Below are 25,889 nucleotides of genomic sequence, written 5' to 3'. Positions count from 1 at the left end.
CGGGGCTCGGTGGAGCCTGCCGGCGGGGTGCCCGGCGCGCTCAGCTGTGCACCGCCGTCGTGTCATCCACCGGGGTTTCCTCTGCGTCCTCACCGGCGAACTGGGACATGTACAGGCGGTAGTACGCGCCCTGCATGGACAGCAGTTCGCTGTGCCGGCCCTGTTCCACGATGCTGCCGTTCTCCATTACCAGGATGGTGTCCGCATCGCGGATGGTGGAGAGCCGGTGCGCGATCACGAAGCTGGTACGGTCCGTGCGCAGGGCTGCCATGGCCTTCTGCAACAGCAGTTCGGTGCGGGTGTCCACGGAACTGGTGGCCTCGTCCAGGATCAGCAGCGACGGATCGGACACGAACGCCCGGGCGATGGTGATGAGCTGCTTCTCGCCGGCACTGACGTTGGTGCCTTCCTCGTCGATGATGGTCTGGTAGCCGTCGGGCAAGGCCCGCACGAAGCGGTCCACGTACGTGGCCTTGGCCGCCTCCATGATCTGTTCTTCAGTGGCGTCCAGCTTGCCGTACTTGATGTTGTCGTAGATGGTTCCCCCGAACAGCCAGGCGTCCTGCAGCACCATGCCCACCTTGGAGCGCAGCTCGGAGCGGCCGAGTTCCTTGATGTCCACGCCGTCCAGGGTGATCCGGCCGGAGTTGAGCTCGTAGAAGCGCATCACGAGGTTCACCAGGGTGGTCTTGCCGGCACCGGTGGGGCCGACGATAGCCACCGTGTGCCCCGGTTCGGCGCTGAACGACAGGTCTTCGATGAGCGGCTTGTCCGCCACGTAGCTGAAGGACACGTTCTCGAACTCCACATGGCCGTCCGTGCGGGCCGGCAGGTGCTTGGCGGCATCCTCCGGAACCTGCTCGTCCGCGTCCAGGAACTCGAAGACGCGCTCGGCGGAGGCGACGCCGGACTGCAGCATGTTGGCCATGCCTGCGATCTGGCCCAGCGGCTGGGTGAACTCGCGGGAGTACTGGATGAACGCCGTCGCATCGCCCAGGCTCATGGAACCGGAGGCTACACGCAGGCCGCCGACGACGGCGATGCCCACGTAGGCGAGGTAGGAGATGAAGTTCATGGCCGGGAAGATGATGCCGGACACGAACTGGGCACCGAAGGATGCCTTGTAGAGGGCCTCGTTGCGTTCGTCGAAGCGCTCCAGCATGTCCGCGTCACGGCCGAAGACCTTGACCAGCTCGTGGCCGGAGAAGGATTCCTCGATCTGCCCGTTGAGCGCGCCCGTGTTCTTCCACTGCGCAGCGAACAGCTTCTGGCTGCGGGAGCCGATCACGCCGGCCACGATGCCCGAAAGGGGCAGGGCGATCAGCGCGATGAGCGCCAGTTCCCAGGAGACGATGAACATCATGACCACGATGCCGAACACCGTGAGCACCGAACTGACCAGCTGCGCAAAGGCCTGCTGCAGGCCCTGCTGGACGTTGTCGACGTCGTTGGTCACGCGGGACAGGATGTCGCCACGCTGCCGGGTGTCGAAGTAGTTCAGCGGCAGGCGGTTGAGCTTGGCCTGGACGTCGTTGCGGAGGCGGTTGATGACCTTCATGACGATCCGGTTCAGGACGAAGCCCTGGGCCCACAGGAAGATGTTGGCCACGAAGTACATCAGGAGCACGATCGAGATCAGGAACGTCAGCTTGGAAAAGTTGATGCCGTTGGTCAGTTCCATCTTGGAGACCATGTCCGCGAAGTTGTTCTGGCCGGCCTGGCGCAGCCCTTCGGCGAAGGCCGCCTGGCTGACGCCGGGCGGCAACTGCTTGCCCATGACGCCCCCGAAGATGACGTCCATGGCGCTGCCGAGCACCTTCGGGGCGATGACGTTGAGCACCACGGAAACCACCACGAGGCCGATCACGAAGAACACGCCGGCGGATTCGGGCTTGAGCAGTCCCATGAGCCGCTTGGCCGACGGGCCGAAGGCCTTGGCCTTCTTTGCCGGCAGGTTGCCGAACATGCCGCCGTCGGCTTCGCCGGGTGTGTACTCCTCTTCTTCGAAGTCGTCATCCGCGACGGCGGCCACCGCAGTTTCGTCCGCGGCCGCGGCGGCGCGGGCTGCCTTGGCGGCCTCGGCCTTCGCGGCCCAGCCGCGTTTCTGCTGGTTCTGCCCGCTCATGCCACTTCCTCCGCGCTCAGTTGGGATTCGACGATTTCCTGGTACGTGAGTGAGGTTTCCAGGAGTTCCTCATGGGTGCCGCGGTCCACGATCCGGCCGTTGTCCAGGACCAGGATCTGGTCTGCGTCGGCGATGGTGGAGACGCGCTGGGCGACGATGATCACCGTGGCGTCCCGGGTCTTCTCCTTCAGCGCCCGCCGGAGCCGGGCGTCCGTGGCCACGTCCAAGGCGGAGAAGGAGTCATCGAAGAGGTACACCTTGGGCTGGGTGACCAGGGCGCGGGCGATGCACAGGCGCTGGCGCTGGCCACCGGAGACGTTGGTGCCGCCTTGCGCGATCCGCCGGTTGAGCCCGGAGCTCTTTTCCTGGACGAAATCCTTGGCCTGGGCGGTTTCCAGCGCGTCCCACAGCTCGTCCTCGGTAGCTTCGGTCTTGCCGAAGCGCAGGTTGTGCTCGATGGTGCCGGAGAACAGGTAGGGCTTCTGCGGCACCGTGGCCACGCGGCTGGTGATTTCATCCCGGTCCAGTTCGGTGACGGGGACGCCGTCGAGCAGGACCTCACCGGCGGCGACGTCGTACAGCCGCGGCAGCAGGGACACCAAGGTGGTCTTGCCGGAACCCGTGGAACCGATGATCGCGAGGGTCTGGCCGGGTTCGGCCGAGAAGGAGATGTTGCTCAGCACGGGTTCCTCGGCGCCGGGGTACTTGAAGGTGACGTCGCGGAATTCCACCCGGCCCTTCTTCTCCGCCGGGGTGACCGGGGCGTCCGGGTTGTGGATGGACGGTTCGACGTCGAGCACCTCGCCGATGCGGTCCGCGCACACCGAGGCGCGCGGAATCATCATGGCCATGAAAGTGCCCATCATGACGGCGATCAGGATCTGCAGCAGGTACTGCAGGAAGGCGGTCAGCGCCCCGACCTCCATGTCGCCGGAGTCCACGCGTTCCCCGCCGAACCACAATACGGCCGCCGTGGACAGGTGCAGGATCATGCCGATCGCAGGGAACATCAGGACGAACAGGTTGCCGATCTTCACCGAGACGTCGGTGAGGTCCCTGTTGGCAGCGCCGAAACGCTTCACCTCGTAGGGTTCGCGGACGAAGGCCCGGACCACGCGGATGCCGATGATCTGTTCGCGCAGCACGCCGTTGATGGCGTCGATCTTCTTCTGCATGGAACGGAAGAGCGGCATGAGGCGCACCACGAGGTAGCCGACCACGGCCACCAGGACCGGCACGGAAACCCAGACCAGCCAGGACAGGCTGAGGTCTTCCTGCAGTGCCATGATGATGCCGCCCACGCACATGATGGGGGTGGAGACCATGAAGTTCAGGCCCATCAGCATGAGCATCTGGACCTGCTGGACGTCGTTGGTGCCGCGCGTGATCAGGGTAGGCGCGCCGAAGGTGTTGACGTCCTTGGCGGAGAAGCTGCTGACCTTGCGGAACACGTCGCGGCGCAGGTCGCGGCCCATCGACATGGCCACACGCGAGCCGTAGTACACGCCGGCAACCGCCGTGATCACCTGGCCGAAGGCGACGGCGAGCATCAGGGCCCCGGTCTGCCAGATGTAGTCGGTGTCGCCCTTTGAGACTCCCTGATCAATGATTTTGGCGTTGAGGCTGGGGAGGTACAGGGTCGCAATAGTGGACGCCAACTGGAATATGATGACGGCCAGAATTTGCGGCAAATACGGCTTGGAGTAGCGCCGTATCAGGGTGAGAAGCATGCCCACGGATCCTTAGAATTTGAGGTGCGTGAATGAGTAAGGAGATTAGTAGCAGCAGGCGCTGACAGTATTAGCCTTCCAACTCTACGAAATCCGTTGCCTCGGCGAAACAACTCCGGGCAAAGATCATCCCTGCGGCGTACCGGACGCCGCAGGGATGCTCCATATGGTTCAATTTCGGGGCCGTTGGCCGGAACAGATCGGACTCAGCCGGCGTGCCGCCCGTGGTCCTTGGCAGTCCGTTCCCGGCGGGACGTGCCCGGAACCACTGCGTCGCCGGCCACCAGGAGCAGGGCGGCGCCCTCAAGGCGGCGGCGTTCCCGCTTGAGTTCCTTGCGCAGCACCGCGAGTTCGGCGGCCGTCCTGGACTGTTCCTCCGCGGTGGCCCGCTGCTCGGCGAGCCCCTTCTGCAGTTCGCGCTGCGCCTGGCTGAGGCCCGCCAGCTGTTCGGCGAGCAGTCGTTGGGTGTGCGCCAGCTGCTCGTGGACCTCCCGCAGCCCTGGCTCCTGCGCACCCCGCCCCGGCCGCTCGGCCGTGAGGATCCGGGCGAATTCAAGGTCAAGGTCCTCGGCCTGAGCTGCGGTTGGGCGCATCGGACGTCCAGCGTCGAGCCCTTCAGGGCTGCCGCCGTCGAACGCTTCAGGGCTGCCGCCGTCGAACGCTTCAGACGCTTCTGCAGGGGAGGTTTCCAGGGACATTCCCGCTTCGGCACTGGCGTTTGCCAGCAATTCCTTTTCCGGCGCCGCATCAACAGTCCGGCGCAGCGGGACTTCCTTGATAAACAGCACTGCAAGGAATGCAAGCACCGAAATTGCGGCGGCAATCAGGAAAATCAAGGCAGTTGCGTCGCCATAGGCCGCACGCATGATTTCGCGGATGGGCGCCGGCAGGTCGACAAGGTCCATGCTGGCGCCGTCCGAACCGCCGGATACCGGAATGTGCGCGGCCGCGAGGCCTTCGGCGGCAAGGTCCTTGACGTGGTTGCTCATGACGGCGCCGAGCACCGATACGCCGATCGCGCCGCCCACGGAACGGAAGAACGCCACGGAAGCGCTGGCCGAACCGATGTCCTTGGCCCGGACGGTGTTCTGGACCGCGAGCACCAGGTTCTGCATCAGCAGGCCCAGGCCCAGGCCGAAGACAGCGGTGTAGATGGACGTGATCCAGAGTTCGGTGTTGTGGTCGATGGTACCGGCGAGTGCCAGGCCGCCGATCAGCAGCACGGAACCGCCCAGCAGGAAGCCCTTCCATTTGCCGAAGCGGCTGATCAGCTGCCCGGACACCACCGAGCCCACGAGGTTGCCGGCGATCATTGGCAGCGTGAGCAGGCCCGCCTCGGTGGGCGTGGCGCCGCGGGCCACCTGGAAATACTGGCCCAGGAAGGTGGAGGAGCTGAACATGGCCACGCCCACGGCCACCGAGGCGAGGATGGCCAGCGCGGTGGTGCGTTCGCGGATGATCTTCAGCGGGATGATCGGCTGGGACACCTTGGATTCCACCAACACCAGCAGGGCCAGGAGCAGCACGCCGCCGCCCACCATGGCGGCGGACTGCCAGGAGATCCAGTCGTAGTAATCCGGGTTGCCGGCGAAGGAAACCCAGATCAGCAGCAGGCTGACGCCGGCGGTAAGCAGGATTGAACCGAGCCAGTCGATTCTTGCGGGGCGCTCGATGTGCTGGATCTTCAGGGTCACCTGCAGCAGGATGAGCGCGACGACGGCGAGCGGCACGCAGACGAAGAAGGTCCAGCGCCAGCCCAGCGGGCTGTCCACGATGAAGCCGCCGAGCAGTGGCCCGCCCGCGGTTCCCACGGCCATGACGGCGCCCATGTAGCCGGAGTACTTGCCGCGGTCGCGCGGCGGGATCATGGTGCCGATGATGGCCTGGGCCAATGCGGTGAGGCCGCCGAGGGCCACGCCTTGGACCACGCGGGCAGCCAGCAGCAGCGGAATGGTCTGGGAGAAGCCTGCCAGCACGGAACCGGCCACGAAGATGACGATGCTCAGCTGGACCAGGAGCTTCTTGTCGAAGAGGTCGGCGAGCTTGCCCCAGATGGGCGTGGTGGCCGCGTTGGCCAACAGCGCCGCGGTGATCACCCAGGCAAAGTCGGTCTGGGTTCCGTGCAGCTCGGACATGATGGTCGGCAGGGCGTTCGCCACGATGGTGCTGCTCAGGATGGCCGTGAAGAACGCGGCCAGCAGGCCGGTCAGGGCCTCCATGATCTGGCGGTGGGTCATCGGCGCTGCGGTCAGCGGCGCGGTGTTCGCCCGCACGGGTGCCTTGTCGCCGGTGGTGCCGGCCGCCGTCGGGCTCTCAAGCGTTTGCTTTGCCAAGGCTCGTTGCCTCCTCTGTGGTGTGGTTCAGTGGGGAAGGTCCGGCCGCCTTTGCCCGGATGGAATGGTGTTGCTCCCGGATCGACCGGTTGAGTGAGTCCGTCAGCTTCTCGATGACGCGCCCCGCTTCCAGGGCATCTTCCTCGCTCCATTCGGCGAGGTAGCCGCGGAGCCTGGTGCTGCGCTCTTCTTCGAATTCACGCAGCTGGGCCAGGCCCTCCTCGGACAGTGCCACCAGCTGCGCGCGGCCGTCCGCGGGATCCGGACGCCGGACCACCAGGCCGAGTTCCTCGAGTTCGGCGATGTGCCGGCTGAGGACCGGCGGGCTGACGCCAAGCCGCGACGCCAGGTGCGTGGCGCGGGACTCCCCTTCCCCGATGAAGCGCAGGACGCCCTGGAGGGCGAAACCGACCTTGGCATCGCGTGCCACGCTGGTGCTGACGATGCACCGCAGCACGCGTTGGAGGTCGAAGATCCGGTGGACGAGCTCGGTCGCGGTGCCGGAAGCGACGGACATGTGGATCACCTCAATTGTTTGCCTAAAGCAACTATAAACATAAAAGGTTGCTTTGGGAAACTAACTGCGAGGAGGATCACTTAAACGCCAAGCGCGAACGAACACTTGGGGCCCCAAATCCGCGGGAAATGGGGCCCCAAGTGTTCGTTCGCGCTAAAGGCGGGAGGTGAAGGCTCAGTCCAGGTGGGTCGGAGCGAACATCTTCAGCAGGGTTTCAACCACGACGACGTTCGGTCCGTCCGCGGCGAAGCCCTCCTTGAGGGCCTCTCCCACGTTTTCCGGGGCCACCCGGCGGGCCGGGACGCCGAAGGATTCGGCGAGCTTCACGAAGTCGGGCCGCGCCAGTTCGGTGGCCGTGGCCTTGCCGAAGGCGCCCACCATGTATTCGCGCAGGATGCCGTAGCCACCGTCGTCCACGATCAGCCAGGTGACCGGGATGTTGTGCTGCTTGGCCGTGGCGAGTTCTGAGATGGAGTACATGGAGGAGCCATCGCCGGACACGGCCAGCACCCGGGCCGGCTTGCCCGTGGTTTCCAGGCCCACGGCACCGCCGATCGCGGCAGGGAAGCCGTAGCCGAGGCCGCCGGCTCCCTGGGCGGAGTGGAACTGGCCCTGCCGGGAATCCCAGCAGCTCCAGGCCCAGTACGCGGAGATGGTCATGTCCCAGAAGGTCTGCATCCCGTCCGGAACGGCCTCGCGGATGTCCGCCATGAACTTCAGTTCCTTCGCCAGGTCCTGTGATTCCAGACGTGCCCTGACCTTCGCCACCGTCTCCTTGACGGTCTCCTCCGGGGTGGCGCCGTGCCAGTTGCGGACCACAGTGTTGGCAGCGCCGGCGGCGGACAGAGCGGTGGAGAGGGCCTCGTCCAGTGCGGCGAGTGCCTGCCCGGCGTCGGCACGGATGCCCAGGCCGGGACGGTTGGATTCGAGCACCCGGGGTTCGGCGTCGATCTGGATGATCCGGCCGCGCGGCTCGAAGGTGAAGTAGTTGGAGGTCACCTCGCCCAGCGAGGAGCCGATGACGAGCAGCACATCCGCGTCCTCAAGAAGATCGGTCATGTACCGGTCCTCGATCCAGGACTGCAGCGACAACTCGTGGTTCCACGGGAACGCGCCGTTGCCACCCGGGGTGCAGATCACCGGGGCACGCAGCTGCTCGGCGATCGAGAGCAGGGACTTCTCGGCCCGGCCGCGCCGGGTTCCGCCGCCGGCGATGATCGCGGGGCGTTCCGCCGTCGCGAGCCACTTCACGGCTTCCCGGACCAGTTCCACGCGCGGCGGATTGTCCGCGGCTTCGGCGAGGGCGTCTTCCACCGGCGGAACCATGATGGGGTCGAGCAGCACGTTCTGCGGGATCTCGATCCAGACCGGGCCTTGCGGCGAGGAGATCGCCTCGGTCCAGGCGTCCTGGATGGCCGAAGGAATTCCCGAGGCATGCTGGATGAGGCGCTGGCTCTTGGTGACGTTGGCCGCGGAGGCCTTCTGGTCGTCGAGCTGGTGCAGCATGCCCTTGCGCCGGGCGCCCAGGCCCTCGAGCGGGATCTGGCTGGCCACGACCACCATCGGCACGCCGGTGGCGTAGGCCTCCTGCAGGCCGGCGAGGGAAGTCAGCGCACCCGGACCGGTGGACAGGAACAGCACACCCACCTCGCCGGTGGCGCGGGAGTAGCCGTCCGCGGCGAAGGCCGAGTTGTTCTCGACGCGCGAGGAAACGAACTGCAGGTTCCCGCGGCCCATAGCGTCGAACAGGCCCAGGGCGTGCTGGCCCGGGATGCCGAAGACCGTCTTCGCGCCGAGCGCCTCAAGGGTCTCGACGACGAGGTCCCCGCCGTTGCGCTGGCTGGTGCCTTTGGTGGGGGCTGCTGTGCCCGGATCGAAATCGATCACGGCTACTCCTTGCCGGCAGCCGCGAAGCCGGCCGGACGGCGGACCGTCTGACCGAGAGCCTGCTGCGCGTAGCCGGTCTCGGCTCCGTGGCGGTCGCCCTCGACGGCGTTGTCGGCCAGGAGGGTGACGAGCTCGTAGGCCACGTGGCTGGCGGCAACGCCGGTGATCTCGGCGTGGTCGTAGGCCGGGGAGACTTCCACGACGTCGGCGCCCACGAGATTCATGCCACGGAAGCCGCGGATGATCTCAAGCAGCTCGCGGCTGGTGATGCCGCCGGCTTCCGGGGTGCCGGTGCCGGGTGCGTGCGCGGGGTCCAGGACGTCGATGTCCACGGAGATGTACAGCGGTCGGCCGCCGATGCGGTCGCGGATCTTCTCCACGGTTTCCAGGACGCCCTGGTAGTAGACGTCGGCCGAGGTGACGATGCCGAAGCCGAAGCGGTGGTCGTCGTCGAGGTCCTTCTTGCCGTAGAGCGGGCCGCGGGTACCGACGTGGCTGATGGCCTCGGTGTCCAGGATGCCTTCCTCGACCGCGCGCCGGAACGGGGTGCCGTGGGTGTATTCGGCACCGAAGTAGGTGTCCCAGGTGTCCAGGTGGGCGTCGAAGTGCAGCATGGCGACCGGCTCGCCGGCACGTTCAGCAGCGGCGCGCAGCAGGGGCAGGGCGATGGTGTGGTCGCCGCCGAGGGTCACGAGCTTGCTGCCGTTGGCCGTCAGGTCCAGGGCGTTCTGCTGGATGGTCTCTATGGCTTCGTTGATGTTGAAGGGGTTCACGGCCATGTCGCCGGCGTCGGCCACCTGGACGTTCTCGAAGGGGCTGACGTCCCAGGCCGGGTTGTATGGGCGCAGGAGGCGGCTGGCTTCGCGGATGTGGTTCGCGCCGAAGCGGGCCCCCGGGCGGTAGGAAACGCCGGAGTCGAACGGCACGCCCACCACCGTGACGTCGGCCTTGGCAACCTGGTCCAGGCGCGGGAGGCGCGCGTAGGTGGCGGCACCGGCGTAGCGCGGGATGCGGGATGAATCAATGGGGCCAAGGTTTCCGTTGGCTTCGATGCGGAGCTCTTCCACAGCGGCCTCTCTCCTTCGAGATCGAGTCAGGGTGTGACAGTCATCATACACACAAAGTTTCCTTATATGCATCACATGTTTACAAAATTCCGCGTCCCTGACAACGGCGCGACGGCGGCCGGGCACCTGGAGTGACCGGCCGCCGTCGCGCCGTACTCACGTCATACTCACCTCATTGCGGCGCAGCCGCTACTTGTAGCTGACGCTCATCAGCAGGGCCTTCAGCTGCGCATACTCCGCCGTCCCCATCCAGGCCCTTGCCTCTGCGTCGGACGCGAAGCCGGGGGAATCGATGTAGACCCGGAAGATGCCAACGCCGTTGGGCAGGACCACCTGACCGCTGCCGCTGCCGGTGCTGCCGGAGACGAGCTCATCGGCCCTCCGGACGTCCATGAAGTACTGGTCGTTGACATCGCCGTAGCTGTCCTTGAAGAAGCCGAACGTCGGCTCCCCCGCGAAGCCCGCCAAGCCGGGCACGGCGGCGGAGTCGAACACGGTACGGTCCACCGGGCCGGACGCGCCGTCGCCGTAGAAGCCACTGACCATGAAGGCCACCGCCTTGCCCTTGCTGCGGATCGTCGCTTCCACGCATTCGGCCGGCCCGCCCGGAACGGTGGGGCATTCCGCGGTGGCGACCGACCAGCCTGCCGGGTACTGGAAGGAAAGGTGTCCATCCGGGAAGGTGAAGGCCTTCACCGGCTTCGTTTCCGGCGCAGTCTTGGCATTGTGCGACGTGGTGGATGCAAGGCTGAGCGCCGGTCCGGAGGTGCGGCCGGAAGGGCTGGCCGCCGGAGACTGCGCACAGGCGGCAGTGGCGCCTAGCGCGATGGCGAGTGCCGCCGTCGCAATGGTTTTCCCAAACGCTGCAGAGTTCATGGTGTTCCCCAATCTTTGAACAGGCTTCCTGGTTGTGATGCAGGGCGCCTCTTGGCCGTTTGAAGTGCCCTGACATTCATATGGTTTCCCGCAAGCGGCCGAAACTTACATCGAATTGAAAAACACTTTCGAAGTCCCCGGAGTGCGCCGAAAGAGACGCCGCTCACACCCGGCGTAAGGATTCCGTAAAGACCGGGTTTCCGGGGCCGGGCGCCGCCTTACGCTCCTTTCTGGAGCAGCTTCCCGGCTGCGCGAAAGGACATCGTGACCACCCTGACGAGGCCGCCGGCAGACCCCTCCAACCGGCGAAAATCCAGCGGAAGCTTCAAGCACTGGCTGCTCGAGGGCATGCCTGAGGCCGGTGGCCGGCCGCGGCAGCACGGCAGGCCGGAAAGCGAGCACAAGCCGCAGTCCTGGTGGAAGGTCATGTGCCTCACCGGCGTCGACTATTTCTCGACCCTCGGCTACCAGCCGGCAATCGCGGCACTCGCGGCGGGGATCGTCTCGCCCCTGGCCACGATCGTCCTGGTAGCGGTCACCCTCCTCGGCGCCCTGCCGGTGTACCGCCGCGTCGCCTCCGAAAGCCCGCGCGGCGAAGGTTCCATCGCGATGCTCGAAAAGCTCCTCCCCCGCTGGGGCGGCAAGCTCTTCGTCCTGGCGCTGCTCGGCTTCGCTGCAACGGACTTCATGATCACCATGACGCTGTCCGCCGCCGACGCGAGCGCGCACGCAGTGGAGAATCCCTTCGCGCCCGAATGGCTGCACGGCCAGGAAATCGCCATCACCCTTGCCCTGATCGCCGCCCTCGGAATCGTCTTCCTGCGCGGGTTCAAGGAAGCCATCAACGTGGCGGTGTTGCTCGTGGGCGTCTACCTGCTGCTCAACGCCGTGGTGGTGCTGGTAGGCCTGTTCCACGTGGCCGCCGAGGCCCACGTCGTCACCGACTGGTGGGCCGCCCTCAACCAGCAGCACGGCAATCCCCTCGTGATGATCGGCATCGCGCTGCTCGTGTTCCCCAAGCTCGCCCTCGGGCTCTCCGGTTTCGAGACCGGCGTCGCCGTCATGCCCCAGATCAAGGGGGCGCCGGACGACACCGAACAGCGGCCCGCAGGCCGCATCCGCGGCACGCACAAGCTGCTCACGACGGCGGCCCTCATCATGAGCGCCTTCCTGGTGGCTTCCAGCTTCATCACCACTTTCCTGATCCCGGCGGCCGAATTCGAGCCGGGCGGCAAAGCCAACGGCCGTGCGCTGGCCTTCCTGGCGCACCAATACCTCGGCGACGCGTTCGGCACCGTCTACGACATCAGCACGATCGCGATCCTCTGGTTCGCCGGCGCGTCTGCCATGGCCGGCTTGCTGAACCTCGTGCCGCGCTACCTCCCGCGCTTCGGCATGGCTCCCTCATGGACCAAGGCCGTCCGCCCGCTGGTCCTGGTGTTCACCGCCGTCGCATTCCTGATCACGGTGATCTTCGAAGCGAACGTGGAGGCACAAGGCGGGGCCTACGCCACCGGCGTGCTGGTGCTGATGACCTCCGCGTCCATCGCGGTGACCCTTTCGGCCAAGCGCCGGAAGCAGCGTGTGAAAACCCTGGCCTTCGGCGCCGTGGCTGTGGTGTTCAGCTACACCACGGTGGCCAACGTGGTGGAGCGCCCTGACGGCATCAGGATCGCCGCACTGTTCATCCTGGGCATCCTGCTGGTGAGCTTCGCGTCCCGGGTCCGGCGCTCCTTCGAACTGCGCGCCACCCACATCAAGATGGACGAGAAGGCCTTGGAGTTCACCGCGGCCAATGACGAAGGACCCATCCGGCTCATCGCCCACGAACCGAAACGAGTCGGCGCCGAGCGATACCGGGAGAAGCTGGAACACGCCCAGCAGGCCAACCACTTGCCTGAAGACAGCGATGCCCTGTTCATCGAGGTCATCGTGGACGACAGCTCCGATTTCGAACAGGAACTGCTCGTGGAGGGCAAGCACCGCCACGGCTTCAAGGTCCTGGAGGTCCACAGCAACAACGTGCCCAACACCCTGGCCGCAGTCCTGCTGCACATCCGCGACGTCACCGGGCTGATGCCGCACATCTACTTCCGCTGGACCGAGGGCAACCCGATTGCCAACCTCAGCAAGTTCTTGTTCTTCGGCGAAGGGGAAATCGCCCCGGTGACCCGCGAAGTCCTGCGCGAGGCCGAGACCGACGTCACGCGCCGGCCCTGGGTGCACGTCGGCTAAGCTGCGGTTCCTACATTGTGAGGCCCGCTTTACGTCCTTTGGCCAGGTCAAAGGACGTAAAGCGGGCCTCACACGTCCCTCCCCTAGCGGCTGGCGGCCGGCACCAGGATCCAGAGCACCTCGACGGTTTCATCGGTGGGGTTGACCCATGTGTGCGGTTCGCGGCCCGGGAAGGACAGGGTGTCGCCTTCCTCGAGGTCATACTTTTCGTTGCTCAGGATCAGCTGGATGCGTCCCTTGGTGACGTGCAGGACGTCCACGTCGCAATCCACAGCGTAGAGCTCGGACTCGCCGCGGCCCCGCGGCTCGATCACGGCCTGGATGATCTGCAGGCGGCGCTCCGACCGGGCGGTAAGAAGGCGCTCCACGATTCCTTCGCCGCCCAGCGAGATCTTCGGCCCGTCGTCACGGCGCGTCAGGTGCGTCTCCGGTGCCGCGAAAAGCTCGCCGATGGACACGGACAACACCTGGCACAGCGTCACCAGGGACGCCACTGACGGCGAGGTCAGGTCCCGTTCCACCCGGCTGAGGAATCCCTTGGTCAGACCCGTCGCTTCGGCCACCTGCTCGATGGTGAGCCGCTGGGATTGGCGGGCAGCACGGATTCTGGAACCGATGGCAAGCGGAACGTTGCTGGGTTCAACGGGGAGAGCCTTCATTCACGAACCTTTCAGGCCGAAGAAGCGGCCCAGTCATTTGGGCCATAGTATCCGGCGGGGTCCGGTTGCCCGCTTGCCCTGCGCACCCGCCCTTGACTGTTACGCCGATCACTACATATCCTTTCATGCAACAAGTGTTGCCTGCTAGGCAAATGGCAAACTTTCTCCCCAACACACTGCATCGCGGAATGTTCCGATTGACACTGGCGCTGTCATGGAAACGGAACCCGGCCGCTGCGAATATCCCCAGGAGCCGACAATGGACTCATCGTTCCTCAACATCGCCATTGTGGTGGTGTATCTGCTGGCCATGCTGGCCTTTGGCTGGTGGGGCAAGTCCCGCACCAAGAACAACAGTGACTTCCTGGTGGCCGGCCGCCGCCTGGGCCCGTTCCTCTACACAGGCACCATGGCGGCGGTGGTCCTTGGCGGCGCCTCCACGGTGGGCGGCGTGGGCCTCGGCTACAAGTTCGGCATCTCCGGCATGTGGCTCGTCGTCGCGATCGGCACCGGCGTGCTCCTGCTCAGCTTGCTCTTCGCCGGGACGATCCAGCGCCTGAAGATCTACACCGTCTCCCAGATGCTCAGCCTGCGGTACGGCCAGCAGGCCACGCAGACCTCGGGCATCGTCATGCTCGCCTACACCCTGATGCTCTGCGCCACCTCCACCGGCGCCTACGCCACCATCTTCGTGGTCCTCTTCGGCTGGGAACGCTGGCTCGCCATCGCCGTCGGCGGCGCGATCGTGCTGGTCTACTCCACGATCGGCGGCATGTGGTCCATCACCCTGGCCGACCAGGTCCAGTTCGTCATCAAGACCGTCGGCATCTTCTTCCTCATGCTGCCCTTCGCCCTGAACGCGGCAGGCGGCTTTGACGGCATCCGCGAGCGGGTCAACGCCAGCTTCTTCCAGATCGACGGCATCGGCACGCAAACGATCATCACCTACTTCGTCGTCTACACCCTCGGCCTGCTGATCGGCCAGGACATCTGGCAGCGCGTCTTTACGGCCAAGACCCCCAAGGTTGCCCGCTGGGGCGGCGCCACCGCCGGTGTCTACTGCATCCTCTACGGCCTGGCCGGCGCCATCATCGGCCTCGCTGCCCGCGTGGCCCTGCCGAACATCGACGTCAAGGCGCTCGGCAAGGACGTCGTCTACGCCGAAGTTGCCACCCACCTGCTCCCGATCGGCATCGGCGGCCTGGTCATGGCCGCTGCGGTGGCAGCGATGATGTCCACCGCCTCCGGCGCGCTGATCGCCGCCGCAACCGTGGCCCGCGCCGACGTTGTTCCGTTTGTGGCCAGCTGGTTCGGCAAGACCATCCACACAGACGACACCGAGAACCCCGAACACGACGTCAAAGCCAACCGTTACTGGGTCCTCGGCCTGGGCATCCTGGCCGTGCTGATCTCCATGGCGGCGCAGGACGTGGTGGTCGCCCTGACCATCGCCTACGACATCCTGGTGGGCGGCCTCCTTGTCGCGATCCTTGGCGGGCTGCTCTGGAAGCGCGGCACCGGCGTGGGCGCCGCATGGTCCATGGCGGTCGGTTCGGTGCTGACCCTGGCGCTGCTGATCATGTACTCGCTCGGTGTCATCCCGAGCGAAGACGGCGTTTACGCCAACGAGCCCATTTACTGGGGCCTGGGCGCATCGCTTGTCTGCTACGTAGTGGTGTCCCTGCTTACGCCGCCCACGGATCCGGAAGTCCATGAGGCCTGGGAACGCCGGGTTGCCGGGGCTGTCTCCGAAGAACTGCCCTTGGAGGCGCACCCCGTAGCCAGCCACACCGGCCACTAGTCCCCCGACGGCGGTGCCACCTTTCCCAGGTGGCACCGCCGTCGTCGTTCCCGGCTGTGAAGCGTTCCCGGCTGCGGCGCTCCCCGCTGCGGAGCTCCCGGCAGGGCGGGGTGCTGCGCTACAGTGATTCCAGCTTCAAGAGATGTGGCGCCAAGCTCCGACTTGCCACGCACCAACCCCATGTTCACGGGTGGTTCGGATGAGGAAGCGGCCTGCACCGGACCAGAGACAACCGGCCAGGCAAGAGCAACTTCCCAGGAGAAGGCCAATGCCTTTTGATGCCGCCCACGCTGATTTCGCCCGCGCTGACGCAACCTCCGCGGCATGGCCGGTAATTCCCTGCATTGACGCTTCCAGCGGATCGGTGCTGCTGTTCGTGGCCGGCAGGCAGGAACTCCGGCGCCGCGCGGACCCGATACTCCTTACCCGGGCGCTGTCCCGCGCGGTGCGCCCCGCGCTCTGGTTTCCCGCCGAGCGGAAACTGCTCCTCGCCGTCGCTGCGCGTGGTTACCGCAGGGGCAAGGAACTGTCATTCATCCTGGATTGAGCGCCGGGCTACTCTTCGGCCTCGTCTTCGCGGTGTTCGTCGACGTCGAGCGGGACCACCCGTTCCTCTTCGTCAATGGCGTCGTCTTCTTCGTCCCAGTCCTCATCCACCGCGATGTCCTCGCCGTAGTCGTAGGCGGGATCCGACTCCACGGTGGGACGTTCAGGATGCCGGGCGTGCGTTTCGGTGTTGTCCGTTTCGGTGCTGTCCACAGTGCAACCTCCCGTTCACGTGCGGAGGGCTGCGGGTCGGTCCGGCCGACTGCACGGCCGCGCCGATCCGTGGCCCCTTGTTCCTCCATCTGAGCACTGCCCCTGCCGGGGGTCAAGGGCCGCAGGAAGGCGCCTTCTTTAAGGCTTGCCGAAACTCCCCAATGAGGATTACCGGCCAAAAAACCGCGGAAATTGGGGCTAATGTGGAGCTGCAATGGGGCGATGAAAACCGCCCCAGCAACCCAGGAGCCACAAGTGCAAGCGCGAAAAGATCCAGTGCAGACGCACAGGGAAGCCCCCTCCCCCGCAGACATCAAGCGGTGGCGGCAGTACCTGGCCGATGAACGCGCCGAAGCCGCGGTGTACCGCGAGCTGGCGCAGCGCCGCGACGGCGAGGAACGCGAAATCCTCTTGTCCCTCGCCGACGCCGAAGGCCGCCACGAAGCCCACTGGCTCCGCTTGCTGGGCGAACATGCGGGAATGCCTAAGGCAGCCTCCATCCGCAGCCAGCTCCTCGGCTTCCTGGCACGGCATTTCGGTTCGGTATTCGTCCTGGCCCTTGCCCAGCGTGCGGAGAGCCGCTCCCCTTATGCCACCGACCCCGCCGCGACGCGCGCCATGGCGGCCGACGAACAGATCCACGAAGAAGTGGTCCGGGGCCTGGCCACCCGCGGCCGCAACCGGCTCTCCGGTTCCTTCCGTGCCGCCGTCTTCGGCGCCAATGACGGCCTGGTCAGCAACCTGTCCCTCGTCATGGGCATGGCGGCCACCGGTGTCCCCGCCACCGTGGTGCTCTTCAGCGGTATCGCCGGGCTGCTGGCCGGCGCGCTGTCCATGGGCGCCGGCGAATACGTCTCGGTGCGTTCCCAGCTGGAACTGCTCAAGGCCACCCGGCCCACCCAGGTCACGCTCTCCGCTGCGCCTTCCCTGGACATCGAGCACAACGAGCTGGTGCTGGTGTACCTCGCGCGGGGCATGAGCCACGAAGCGGCCGAGCACCGCGCCGCCGAACGCATGGGCGTCTACTCCTGCGACTGCGATCCTTCCTTGTCGCTGCACCCGGAGGAAGAGGAGACCCCGGACGAGCACGAGGCCGCCGGTTCGGCCTGGGGGGCGGCACTGTCCAGCTTCTGCTTCTTCGCCTCCGGGGCCGTCGTGCCGATCCTGCCGTTCATCCTGGGACTTGGCGGTTTCGCCGCGCTCGTGGTGGCCGGTACTCTGGTGGGCGTCGCGCTCCTCGGAACGGGCGCCGTCGTTGGTCTGCTTTCGGGCACCTCGCCCCTCACGCGCGGCCTCCGCCAGCTGGCGATCGGCCTTGGCGCCGCCGGCGCAACCTACGGACTGGGCCTGCTCTTCGGCGCTGTCGTAGGCTAAGCGGCATCGCGGCCGCTTTGTCTACAACGCAGGGAGCAGGATGTACCCGGATTTCGAGCCCGACGGCGGGCGGCCGCCACGGCGTCGGCGCACCGGCCTGTATCTGCTCCGCAATCTCCTCGTGGTGGCCGTTGCGACGGTCGTAGCCCTGCTGGCCAGCGGCTTCCTGCGCGGCGATCCGCGCATAACCTCCCTGTTCCCGGCCCTGCCGGGCATTACCCGGGAAGCTCCGGAAAAGAACCCCCATCCCGGCCCGGCAGGGACCGGCGCAACGCCGGGCACCACGAAGCAGCAGGATGACGCTCCTCCGCCCGGCCTCGAAGAAGCGGGACACCCCTTGCTCACGCCCGCGAAGCCCGCGGTCGAAAGCACCTCCTACAAGTTCCTGGCCACGAACCCGGACGGGACCCCGGTGGGCTACTCCCCCTGCCGGCCGGTTCATTACGTGGTCAACGCCGAGCTCGCCCCGGCCGGTTCGGAAGGCCTGCTGGAGGACGCTGTGGCGAAGATTTCAGCCGCCACGGGATTGAAGTTCATCAACGACGGGGCCACCAAGGAGAAGCCCACCGACAAGCGCGAGGCCTACCAGCCCAAGCTGTACGGGAACCGCTGGGCACCACTGCTGCTCTCCTGGACCACGCCTGCGGCGTCACCCGCGCTGGCTGGCAAGGTGATCGGCACCGGCGGCAGCACCGCCTACAGCTTCGGCTCGGGGCCGCGCAGCTATGTCTCGGGCCGCCTGGACCTGGACACCCCGCAGATCACCGAACTCCTGGGCCTGCCCGGCGGAGCCGACTACGTCTCGGCGGTCATGCAGCACGAACTGGGCCATGTGGTGGGCCTGGACCACGTGGACGATCCGGTGCAGCTCATGTACCCGGAAATCGGCGCACCGGACGGCCTGGCGGCCGGGGACCTCACCGGCCTCTACAAGCTGCACTCGGCGCACTGCCGGAAGGACCTCTAGGTTCCCACCCCTTAACGCAAGATGCCCGACGGCGGTGCGTACCGCCGTCGGGCATTTCCTGCTTCCCGTGAACAGGCTTATTGGGGGGATCCGTCCTACTTGAGGACCACCGTGCGGTTGCCCTGCAGGATCACCCGGCCCTCGCAGTGCCAGCGCACCGCGTTGCTGAGGGCCTTGCATTCGGAGTCACGGCCGACGGCGACGAGGTCTTCCGGGCCGTAGGTGTGGTCTACTTCGAGGACCTGCTGGGAGATGATCGGACCCTCGTCCAGTTCTCCGTTGACGTAGTGCGCGGTGGCACCCACCGTCTTCACACCGCGGGCGTAGGCCTGGTGGTACGGCTTGGCACCCTTGAAGCTGGGCAGGAAGGAGTGGTGGATGTTGATCGCACGGCCGTCCAGCTTGCGGGCGAGGTCGTCGCTGAGCACCTGCATGTAGCGGGCCAGGACCACCAGCTCCACGTCCAGTTCGTCGATGATCTCCAGCAACCGGGCCTCGGCCTGCGGCTTGATCTCCGCCGTCACGGGAACGTGGAAGAACGGGATGCCGTGCCACTCCACCAGGCCCTGGTGGTCCGTGTGGTTGGACACGACGCCCACGATCTCGATGGGCAGTTCTCCCACCCGGGCACGGAACAGCAGGTCGTTCAGGCAGTGCCCGAACTTGGAGACCATGATCAGCACCCGGCGCTTGGAGCCGTGGCGTTCCAGCTGCCAGCGCATCCCGAACTTCTCCGCGATCGGCCCGAAGGCCTCCCGCAGGGTCTCCAGCGTCGAGTCGTCGCCCGTGGAGGAGAAGTGCACCCGCATGAAGAAGTGCGCGTCATCGCGGGAGCCGAATTGCTTGTTGTCCACGATGTCGCAGCCCTGCTCCAGCAGGAAGCCGGAGACCGCGTGGACGATGCCCGGGGTTTCCGCGCAGTCCAGGGTCAGGACATGCTCAACCGTGGTTTCGGCGCTGTTGCCGGTCCCGCGCTCGGTAATGGCCGCAGTCATCACGGCACCTCCGGCGATGCGAACTCACGCATGCCGTCCACCAGCCAGCGGCCCAGGAAGTCGGCGAAGGACGCGCGGGGCAGCACCTGGAAGGTGTCTTCACCGCTCTTCCAAAGGACCGCCGGAATGTGGCCGATTTCGGTGGACACCGCGGTGCCTGCCTTGAAGGAACGCGGGTGCAGGTCCAGGGAGCAGCCCTTTTCCAGGACGTCGCGGGCCCGGGTACCGGAGAGCTCAAAGACGGTGCGGTTGGCCGAAAGGTCCACCACCTGGCCCTGCCCGTCGCCGAGGGCTTCGCCCAGTGCCTGGAGCAGGTCGCCGCCCAGCGACTGGTGGGCGCTTTCCGGCGCGATCACCAGGAACTCGGCCGGGCCGAGCCACAAGGTGGACACGCCGCCGTGTTCGACGACCTCGCCGCAGGCGGCCGGCAGGCCGCCGGACACCGAGGCGATGCGCCCGCCGGCTTCGCTGTCCCGCTGGACGCGGATGCCGGCCATGGTCTGGAACGGGATTTCCTTGATTTCCGCGACGCCGGCCAGCGATGCGGACTCAAAGGTTCCGGCGAGGTGTGCCGCCGGGCTGCGGCGGGCCGCCCGGACTCCGCTGTTGCTTGCGGTTGTTGCTGCTGTCTCAACCATCTTTGCGGTTCCCTTCAGGATCGAAAAGTACTGTTTCGCCGACCGTCACGTCCACGAGCTGATCGCCGACGGCGGCCACCAGGGTCTCGCCGATGCGGTTGCGGCCGTTGCGGATCAGGGCCAGGCCGAAGGAACGGCCGAGTGCGGCGCTGTGGTAGCTCGAGGTCACGAAGCCTTCCATCGGGACGGGGCCGTAGGCGGGGTTGACCGCGATGCCCTTCTCCACGAGCTGGGTGCCTTCGGGGAGCCTGAGCGAGCCGTCCACCGGGAGCACGCTGACCAGGTGCTTGCGGTCCTCGCGCTGGGCATCCACCCGGCTGTAGGAACGCTTGCCGATGAAGTCCTTGGCCTTGGAGACGATCCACTCCATGCCCGCGTCCTGCGGGGTGACCGTGCCGTCGGTGTCCTGGCCGACGATCGGGTAGCCCTTTTCGGCGCGGAGCACGTGCATGGTTTCGGTGCCGTACGGGGTGATGTTGAACTCGGCGCCGGCCGCTGCCACGGCTTCCCAGGTGTTCAGGCCGTACCAGGACGGCACGTTGATTTCGTAGGCCAGTTCACCGGAGAAGGAAATCCGGCAGACGCGGGCCCGGACGCCGGAAGCCAGGGTGGTTTCGCGGAAGGTCATGAACGGGAAGTTCTCCGCGTCCAGACCGCCGTCCACCGCCAGTTCCGGGGCCACCTTGGCGATGACCGCACGGGACTTCGGCCCGACGACGGCAATCGTGCTCCACTGCTCGGTGACCGAGGTGCTCGCTACGTCCAGTTCCGGCCATTCGGTCTGGTGCCATTCCTCCAACCAGTCCAGCACCTTGGCGGCACCGCCGGTGGTGGTGGTCATGAAGAAGCGGTCTTCGTCCAGGCGCAGGGTCACGCCGTCGTCGAAGATCATGCCGTCCGGGGTGCACATGACACCGTAGCGGGCAGACCCGGGGGCGAGCTTCTTGAAGGCGTTGGTGTAGATGCGGTTGAGGAACTCGCCCGCATCCTTGCCACGGATCTCGATCTTGCCCAGGGTGGTGGCATCCATGAAGCCCACGGACTCACGCACCGCGGCACATTCGCGCAACACGGCTGCGTCCATGTCCTCGCCCGCCTGCGGGTAGTACCACGGGCGCTTCCACTGCCCGACGTCCTCGAACAGTGCGCCCTTCTCCACGTGCCACGGGTGGATGGAGGTGACCCGGGCGGGGTCGAACAGCTCGCCGCGCTGGCGTCCTGCCAGTGCCGCGAAGGCCACCGGGGTGAACGGCGCACGGTAGGTGGTGGTGCCGATCTCGCCGATGCCGGCAGCGGCAGCGCCTTCGGACTTCAGCGCGGCGGCGATGACGCCGATCGCGTTGACGCCGGAGGTCTTGCCCTGGTCGTTGGCGGTGCTGATGGAGGTGTAGCGCTTGACGTGTTCCACCGAGCGCATGCCGGCACCGGTGGAACGCAGGACATCCGCCACGGACTGGTCCCGCTGGAAGTCCACGAAGTGGTGGTGCCACTCCCCTGCCGTGCCCTGCTGGCCCGGAACCAGCCAGAGCTGGCGGGTGGGGGCGGAGGCGACGGGCGCCTTGGCCTCGACCGGAGAGGTTTCACTTTCGAAGCCGGCGGCGATCGCGGCGGCCGCACCGGCGCTGATGCCTTCGGCCAGGCAGTCGGCCAGTTCGTAGCTGCCGCGGCCCGAGCCGACAACCTGCTGGTCCTTGACCACGGAGCTCGGCACGAAGCCGGCCAGCTCCTCGTCCCAGCGCAGCTTGCCCTGGCGCTGGCTGTGGAGGTGGACCACCGGGCTCCAGCCGCCGGACACGGCGAGCAGATCGCAGGCGAACTGTTCGACGCCGGAGGTGAGTTCGCCGTCGTCGTTGATGCTGCGGACGGTGACGCCGTCCAGGCGTCCGTCTTCGGCGCGGCCCGTGGTATCAGCGACGGCACTGCCGATCAGCACCCGGGTACCGGACTCGACGACGGCGGCAGCCGCGGCGCTCAGCTGCGAACGGGCGTCCACGACGGCGGCAACCTTGATGCCGGCAGCCTGGAGGTCCGCGGCGAGGGCGTAGGCGGAGTCGTTGGTGGTGCTGATGACCACGCGGGAGCCTGCGGCGACGGCGTAGCGGTTCAGGTAGCTGCGCACGGCCGAGGCGAGCATGATGCCCGGGCGGTCGTTGTTTTCGAACACCAGCGGGCGCTCGTGGGCACCCGGGGCCAGCACCACCTGGGCGGCGCGGATGTGCCAGATGCGCTGGCGGGAAACGCCGTCAGCCGCGGGGGCGTTCAGGTGGTCCGTGCGGTTCTGCGCGGCGATGACGTAGTTGGCATCGTAGGCGCCGAACGCGGTGGTGCGGTTCAGCACGGTGCATTCGGCGGCGGACACCAGTTCGGCTTCGACGTCGGCAACCCATTCGAGGGCCGGCTTGCCTTCGATTTCCTCGGCCAGGCCAGGAACGGTGGAGCCGGAAAGCAGGGCACCGCCGAGCTCGGGCTGGTCGTCGATGAGGATGACGCGGGCTCCCGTGCGGACCGCTTCGCGGGCCGCGGCGAGGCCGGCGACGCCGCCGCCGATCACCAGTACGTCCGTGTGGACGTACTTCTTGTCGTATTCGGCTTTGTCCTCGTTGGGGTCAAGCTTGCCGAGGCCGTTCAGGAGTTCCACCTTCAGGCCGTCCACGAGGGACACGGTGGTGGCCGGGAGCATGGACTCGGCCACGTGGCCCGGGAAACGCGGGGCGATCTTCACCAGGGCGTTGGATTCCTCCACGCCGGCGGACATGATGCCGCGGGGACGGTCCTCGTAGAGGGAGTTGCCCACGGTGACGCGGCCGTTGGCCAGGAGCGCGGAGGCGAGGGTGTCGCCCGGGTGGCCGGTGTATTCCTGGCCGTCCACGGTAAAGCGCCAGGAGATGCTGCGGTCGATGCGGCCGCCGTTGGCGAGGCGGGCGTTCTGGGACGTCACTTGCTTGCTCCTTCCGGGGCCTGTGCGGTGGTTGCGGGGGCTGAAGTTCCCATGGGGTAGATCGCCTGGATTTCGTAGCTCACGGTGTCGCGGAGCATGTTGAACCATTGCCGGCACCCGGTGCTGTGCACCCAGCGTTCGGCGTAGGCGCCCTTGGTGTTGTCCCGGTAGAACAGGTACTCGGCCCATTCGCGGTCGTTCAGTGCGTACGGGTCTTCGGGGTAGGCCACGTGGGCCTGGCCGCCGTAGTGGAATTCGGTTTCGTCCCGTGGCCCGCAGTTGGGGCAGGAGATCAGGAGCATGTCCGGCTTCTTTCTGTAATGTCCGCGGGGGCTGTCAGTGGGCGACGGCGGCAGCGCCGTGTTCGTCGATCAGGGCGCCGGTCTCGAAGCGCTCCAGCGAGAAGGGCTCGTTGAGCTTGTGCGGAGCACCGGTGGCGATGGTGTGCGCGAAGGTCAGGCCGGCCGCGGGGGTTCCCTTGAAGCCGCCGGTACCCCAGCCGCAGTTGACGAACATGTTCTCCACCGGGGTGGTGCCGACGATCGGCGAGGCGTCCATGGTGGTATCCACGATTCCGCCCCAGGTCCGCAGCACGTGTGCCCGGGCGAAGATCGGGAAGAGTTCGACGGCGGCCGCCATCTGTTCCTCGATCACGTGGAAGGAACCGCGCTGGCCGTAGCCGTTGTAGGAGTCGACGCCGGCGCCCATCACCAGTTCGCCCTTGTGGGCCTGGGAGACGTAGACGTGTACGTGGTTGGACATGACCACCGTGGGGTGGACCGGCTCGTGCAGTTCGGAGACCAGTGCCTGCAGCGGGTGGGACTGGATGGGGAGGCGAAAGCCTGCCATCTCGGCCAGCACACTGCTGTGGCCGGCGGCGCACAGGCCCACCTTTTCGGTGTTGATGGTGCCCCGGTTGGTCTTGACACCCACCACGCGGTCGCCGTCCTTGAGGAAGCCGGTGACTTCGCAGTTCTGGATGATGTCCACGCCCATCTCGTCGCACTTGCGGGCGAAGGCCCAGGCCACGTGGTCGTGCTTGGCGATGCCTGCGCGGGGCTGGTAGGTGGCGCCCATGACGGGGTAGCGGATGTTGTCGTTGACGTTCAGGATGGGGCAGAGTTCCTTGACCTGCTGCGGGTCCAGCCACTCTGCGTCCACGCCGTTGAGCTTGTTGGCGCCCACGCGGCGCATGCTTTCGCGCACGTCGCCCAGGGTGTGGGCCAGGTTCATCACGCCGCGCTGGCTGAACAGGAAGTCGTATTCGAGTTCTTCCGGCAGCACTTCCCAGAGCTTGAGGGCGTGCTCGTAGATGGCGGCGCTCTCATCCCAGAGGTAGTTGGAGCGGATGATGGTGGTGTTGCGGGCCATGTTGCCGCCGGCCAGCCAGCCCTTTTCCAGGACGGCGATGTTGGTCATGCCGTGGTTCTTCGCCAGGAAGTAAGCGGTGGCCAGGCCGTGCCCGCCGCCGCCCACAATCACGGCGTCGTAGGAGGACTTGGGCTCCGGGTTGCGCCAGAGGAAGTCGGGGTGCTCCGGGAGGTGGTCTGCGCTCACTGGGCTGCTCCAATCATTTCTGCTTCGAGTTCGGCGGCCGAACCAGCCGTACCGAGGTGCGGGTACAGGGGGAACTGTTCCGCGAGTGCGGTGACGCGGGCGCGGAGTTCGACGGCGGTGTCCTCGCCGAGGGTGCCGTCGCCGGCAGCGGCGATGAGCGCCGTCGCGATGATGTCCGCGACTTCGGCGAATTCGGTGGCGCCGAACCCGCGGGTGGCCAGGGCCGGGGTGCCGATCCGCAGGCCGGAGGAGACCATCGGCGGGCGGGGGTCGAAGGGGACGGCGTTGCGGTTCACGGTGATGCCGATGTGGTGCAGGGTGTCTTCGGCCTGCTGGCCGTCCAGTTCGGAGTTGCGCAGGTCCACCAGGACCAGGTGCACGTCGGTTCCGCCATTGACCACGGAGATTCCGGCGGCCGCGACGTCGTCCTGGAGGAGGCGGGCTGCGAGGAGCTTGGCGCCTTCGAGGACGCGCTCCTGGCGTTCCTTGAATTCCGGCTCGCCGGCCATCTTGAACGCCACGGCCTTGGCGGCGATGACGTGCTCGAGCGGGCCGCCCTGCTGTCCGGGGAAGACGGCGGAGTTGACCTTCTTGGCGATCTCGGCGTCGTTGGTCAGGATGACACCGCCACGAGGACCGCCAAGGGTCTTGTGCGTCGTGCTCGTTACGATGTGGGCGTGCGGCACCGGGCTGGGGTGCAGCCCTGCTGCGACCAGGCCGGCGAAGTGGGCCATGTCCACCATCAGGTAGGCACCGACCAAGTCCGCGATGCGGCGGAACTCGGCGAAGTCCAAGTGGCGGGAGTAGGCGGACCAGCCGGCAACGATCAGCTGCGGCTTGTTTTCGACGGCGAGGCGCTCCACCTCGGCCATGTCGATCAGCATGGTGTCCTCTTGGACGCTGTACGGGACAACCTTGTACAGCTTGCCGGAGAAGTTGATGCGCATGCCGTGGGTCAGGTGGCCGCCGTGGGCCAGGTTCAGGCCCATGATGGTGTCGCCCGGCTTGATCAGTGCGTGCATCGCCGAAGCATTGGCCTGTGCACCGGAGTGCGGCTGGACGTTGGCGAACTCGGCGCCGAACAATGCCTTCAGCCGGTCGATGGCCAGCTGCTCGATGACGTCCACGTGCTCGCAGCCACCGTAGTAGCGCTTGCCCGGGTAGCCCTCGGCGTACTTGTTGGTCAGGACCGAGCCCTGCGCCTGCATCACGGCCGACGGGGCGAAGTTTTCAGAGGCGATCATTTCCAGGGTTGACTGCTGCCGGATAAGCTCCTGCGCAATCGCCTGATCGACTTCCGGGTCTGCCAGGGCCAGCGGGCGGATCAGCGGTTCAACCATGCTCTTGCTCCTTAGGAATCTTCTAGTCACCAACTGTTAGGCAACTGATATATCAGAATTGCATTCATGGTATGTTGTAAATCACAAGGAC

20 protein-coding genes and 1 riboswitch are annotated in these 25,889 nt (G+C 66.5%); of the genes, 5 read left to right on the top strand and 15 right to left on the bottom strand.

All coding sequences use genetic code 11. From position 1 onward, the window contains the following. Positions 1 to 40 precede the first annotated feature (40 nt). From ACN9M4_RS04640 to ACN9M4_RS04610, 7 genes are all read right to left on the bottom strand, one after another. On the bottom strand, positions 41 to 2,125 hold the full coding sequence (locus ACN9M4_RS04640; protein WP_426302395.1) for an ABC transporter ATP-binding protein: 2,085 nt from the start codon (positions 2,123 to 2,125) through the stop codon (positions 41 to 43). Beyond that, a complete protein-coding gene (locus ACN9M4_RS04635; RefSeq protein ID WP_426302394.1) occupies positions 2,122 to 3,855 on the bottom strand; it encodes an ABC transporter ATP-binding protein in 1,734 nt (577 codons plus the stop codon). Before ACN9M4_RS04635 ends, ACN9M4_RS04640 begins: the two co-directional genes overlap by 4 nt. Positions 3,856 to 4,061: 206 nt before the next feature. Beyond that, positions 4,062 to 6,092, bottom strand: coding sequence for an MDR family MFS transporter (locus tag ACN9M4_RS04630; protein WP_426303385.1), 2,031 nt, complete (start codon positions 6,090 to 6,092; stop codon positions 4,062 to 4,064). 76 nt (positions 6,093 to 6,168) lie between these two features. Beyond that, on the bottom strand, positions 6,169 to 6,705 hold the full coding sequence (locus tag ACN9M4_RS04625) for a MarR family winged helix-turn-helix transcriptional regulator (RefSeq protein ID WP_426302393.1): 537 nt from the start codon (positions 6,703 to 6,705) through the stop codon (positions 6,169 to 6,171). A 174-nt stretch (positions 6,706 to 6,879) separates the two neighbouring features. Continuing rightward, a complete protein-coding gene (locus ACN9M4_RS04620; RefSeq protein ID WP_426302392.1) occupies positions 6,880 to 8,592 on the bottom strand; it encodes a thiamine pyrophosphate-binding protein in 1,713 nt (570 codons plus the stop codon). A 2-nt stretch (positions 8,593 to 8,594) separates the two neighbouring features. Next, positions 8,595 to 9,659, bottom strand: coding sequence for an agmatinase (speB, locus tag ACN9M4_RS04615; RefSeq protein WP_426302391.1), 1,065 nt, complete (start codon positions 9,657 to 9,659; stop codon positions 8,595 to 8,597). A gap of 189 nt (positions 9,660 to 9,848) precedes the next feature. After that, a complete protein-coding gene (locus tag ACN9M4_RS04610) occupies positions 9,849 to 10,535 on the bottom strand; it encodes a hypothetical protein (protein WP_426302390.1) in 687 nt (228 codons plus the stop codon). 264 nt (positions 10,536 to 10,799) lie between these two features. Between ACN9M4_RS04610 and ACN9M4_RS04605 the strand changes: the two genes are divergently transcribed. Further along, the gene (locus ACN9M4_RS04605) at positions 10,800 to 12,770 is read left to right on the top strand and encodes an amino acid transporter (protein WP_426302389.1); all 1,971 of its coding nucleotides are present in this window, start codon (positions 10,800 to 10,802) and stop codon (positions 12,768 to 12,770) included. 83 nt (positions 12,771 to 12,853) lie between these two features. Here the strand turns inward: ACN9M4_RS04605 and ACN9M4_RS04600 are convergent, their stop codons facing one another. Beyond that, positions 12,854 to 13,429, bottom strand: coding sequence for a helix-turn-helix domain-containing protein (locus ACN9M4_RS04600; RefSeq protein ID WP_426302388.1), 576 nt, complete (start codon positions 13,427 to 13,429; stop codon positions 12,854 to 12,856). A gap of 259 nt (positions 13,430 to 13,688) precedes the next feature. Here ACN9M4_RS04600 and ACN9M4_RS04595 point away from each other — a divergent pair, with 259 nt between their 5' ends. Next, positions 13,689 to 15,230, top strand: a complete 1,542-nt coding sequence (locus tag ACN9M4_RS04595) for a sodium:solute symporter (RefSeq protein ID WP_426302387.1) — start codon at positions 13,689 to 13,691, stop codon at positions 15,228 to 15,230. A gap of 133 nt (positions 15,231 to 15,363) precedes the next feature. After that, positions 15,364 to 15,483, top strand: a riboswitch (SAM riboswitch). Between the two features lie 15 nt (positions 15,484 to 15,498). Beyond that, on the top strand, positions 15,499 to 15,777 hold the full coding sequence (locus tag ACN9M4_RS04590; protein ID WP_426302386.1) for a hypothetical protein: 279 nt from the start codon (positions 15,499 to 15,501) through the stop codon (positions 15,775 to 15,777). An 8-nt stretch (positions 15,778 to 15,785) separates the two neighbouring features. Here ACN9M4_RS04590 and ACN9M4_RS04585 read toward each other — a convergent pair whose 3' ends face one another. Further along, on the bottom strand, positions 15,786 to 15,989 hold the full coding sequence (locus tag ACN9M4_RS04585) for a hypothetical protein (protein WP_426302385.1): 204 nt from the start codon (positions 15,987 to 15,989) through the stop codon (positions 15,786 to 15,788). Positions 15,990 to 16,211: 222 nt separating this feature from the next. On the opposite strand from ACN9M4_RS04585, the gene ACN9M4_RS04580 reads away from it, so the two are divergent. Continuing rightward, entirely contained in the window at positions 16,212 to 17,363 is a 1,152-nt protein-coding gene (locus tag ACN9M4_RS04580; protein WP_426302384.1) for a VIT1/CCC1 transporter family protein, read from the top strand. Positions 17,364 to 17,403: 40 nt separating this feature from the next. Continuing rightward, positions 17,404 to 18,330, top strand: coding sequence for a matrixin family metalloprotease (locus ACN9M4_RS04575; RefSeq protein WP_426302383.1), 927 nt, complete (start codon positions 17,404 to 17,406; stop codon positions 18,328 to 18,330). Positions 18,331 to 18,425: 95 nt separating this feature from the next. Here the strand turns inward: ACN9M4_RS04575 and purU are convergent, their stop codons facing one another. From purU to glyA, 6 genes are read right to left on the bottom strand one after another with little or no spacing between them, the layout of a single operon-like run. After that, complete coding sequence (gene purU / locus ACN9M4_RS04570) at positions 18,426 to 19,325, bottom strand: formyltetrahydrofolate deformylase (protein WP_426302382.1); 900 nt, start codon at positions 19,323 to 19,325, stop codon at positions 18,426 to 18,428. Beyond that, entirely contained in the window at positions 19,325 to 19,963 is a 639-nt protein-coding gene (locus tag ACN9M4_RS04565; protein ID WP_426302381.1) for a sarcosine oxidase subunit gamma, read from the bottom strand. Before ACN9M4_RS04565 ends, purU begins: the two co-directional genes overlap by 1 nt. Next, positions 19,956 to 22,901, bottom strand: a complete 2,946-nt coding sequence (locus ACN9M4_RS04560; RefSeq protein ID WP_426302380.1) for an FAD-dependent oxidoreductase — start codon at positions 22,899 to 22,901, stop codon at positions 19,956 to 19,958. Before ACN9M4_RS04560 ends, ACN9M4_RS04565 begins: the two co-directional genes overlap by 8 nt. Further along, a complete protein-coding gene (locus ACN9M4_RS04555; RefSeq protein ID WP_426302379.1) occupies positions 22,898 to 23,203 on the bottom strand; it encodes a sarcosine oxidase subunit delta in 306 nt (101 codons plus the stop codon). The genes ACN9M4_RS04560 and ACN9M4_RS04555 overlap by 4 nt, the downstream gene beginning before the upstream one ends. A 34-nt stretch (positions 23,204 to 23,237) precedes the next feature. Beyond that, positions 23,238 to 24,458: a sarcosine oxidase subunit beta family protein gene (locus ACN9M4_RS04550; RefSeq protein WP_426302378.1), complete on the bottom strand. Its 1,221-nt coding sequence runs from the start codon at positions 24,456 to 24,458 to the stop codon at positions 23,238 to 23,240. Next, on the bottom strand, positions 24,455 to 25,798 hold the full coding sequence (gene glyA / locus ACN9M4_RS04545; protein ID WP_426302377.1) for a serine hydroxymethyltransferase: 1,344 nt from the start codon (positions 25,796 to 25,798) through the stop codon (positions 24,455 to 24,457). Before glyA ends, ACN9M4_RS04550 begins: the two co-directional genes overlap by 4 nt. Positions 25,799 to 25,889: the final 91 nt, after the last annotated feature.

Source organism: Arthrobacter sp. R-11, from assembly GCF_049913155.1.
GTDB lineage: Bacteria > Actinomycetota > Actinomycetes > Actinomycetales > Micrococcaceae > Arthrobacter.
This window is presented reverse-complemented; position numbering and strand designations above follow the sequence as displayed.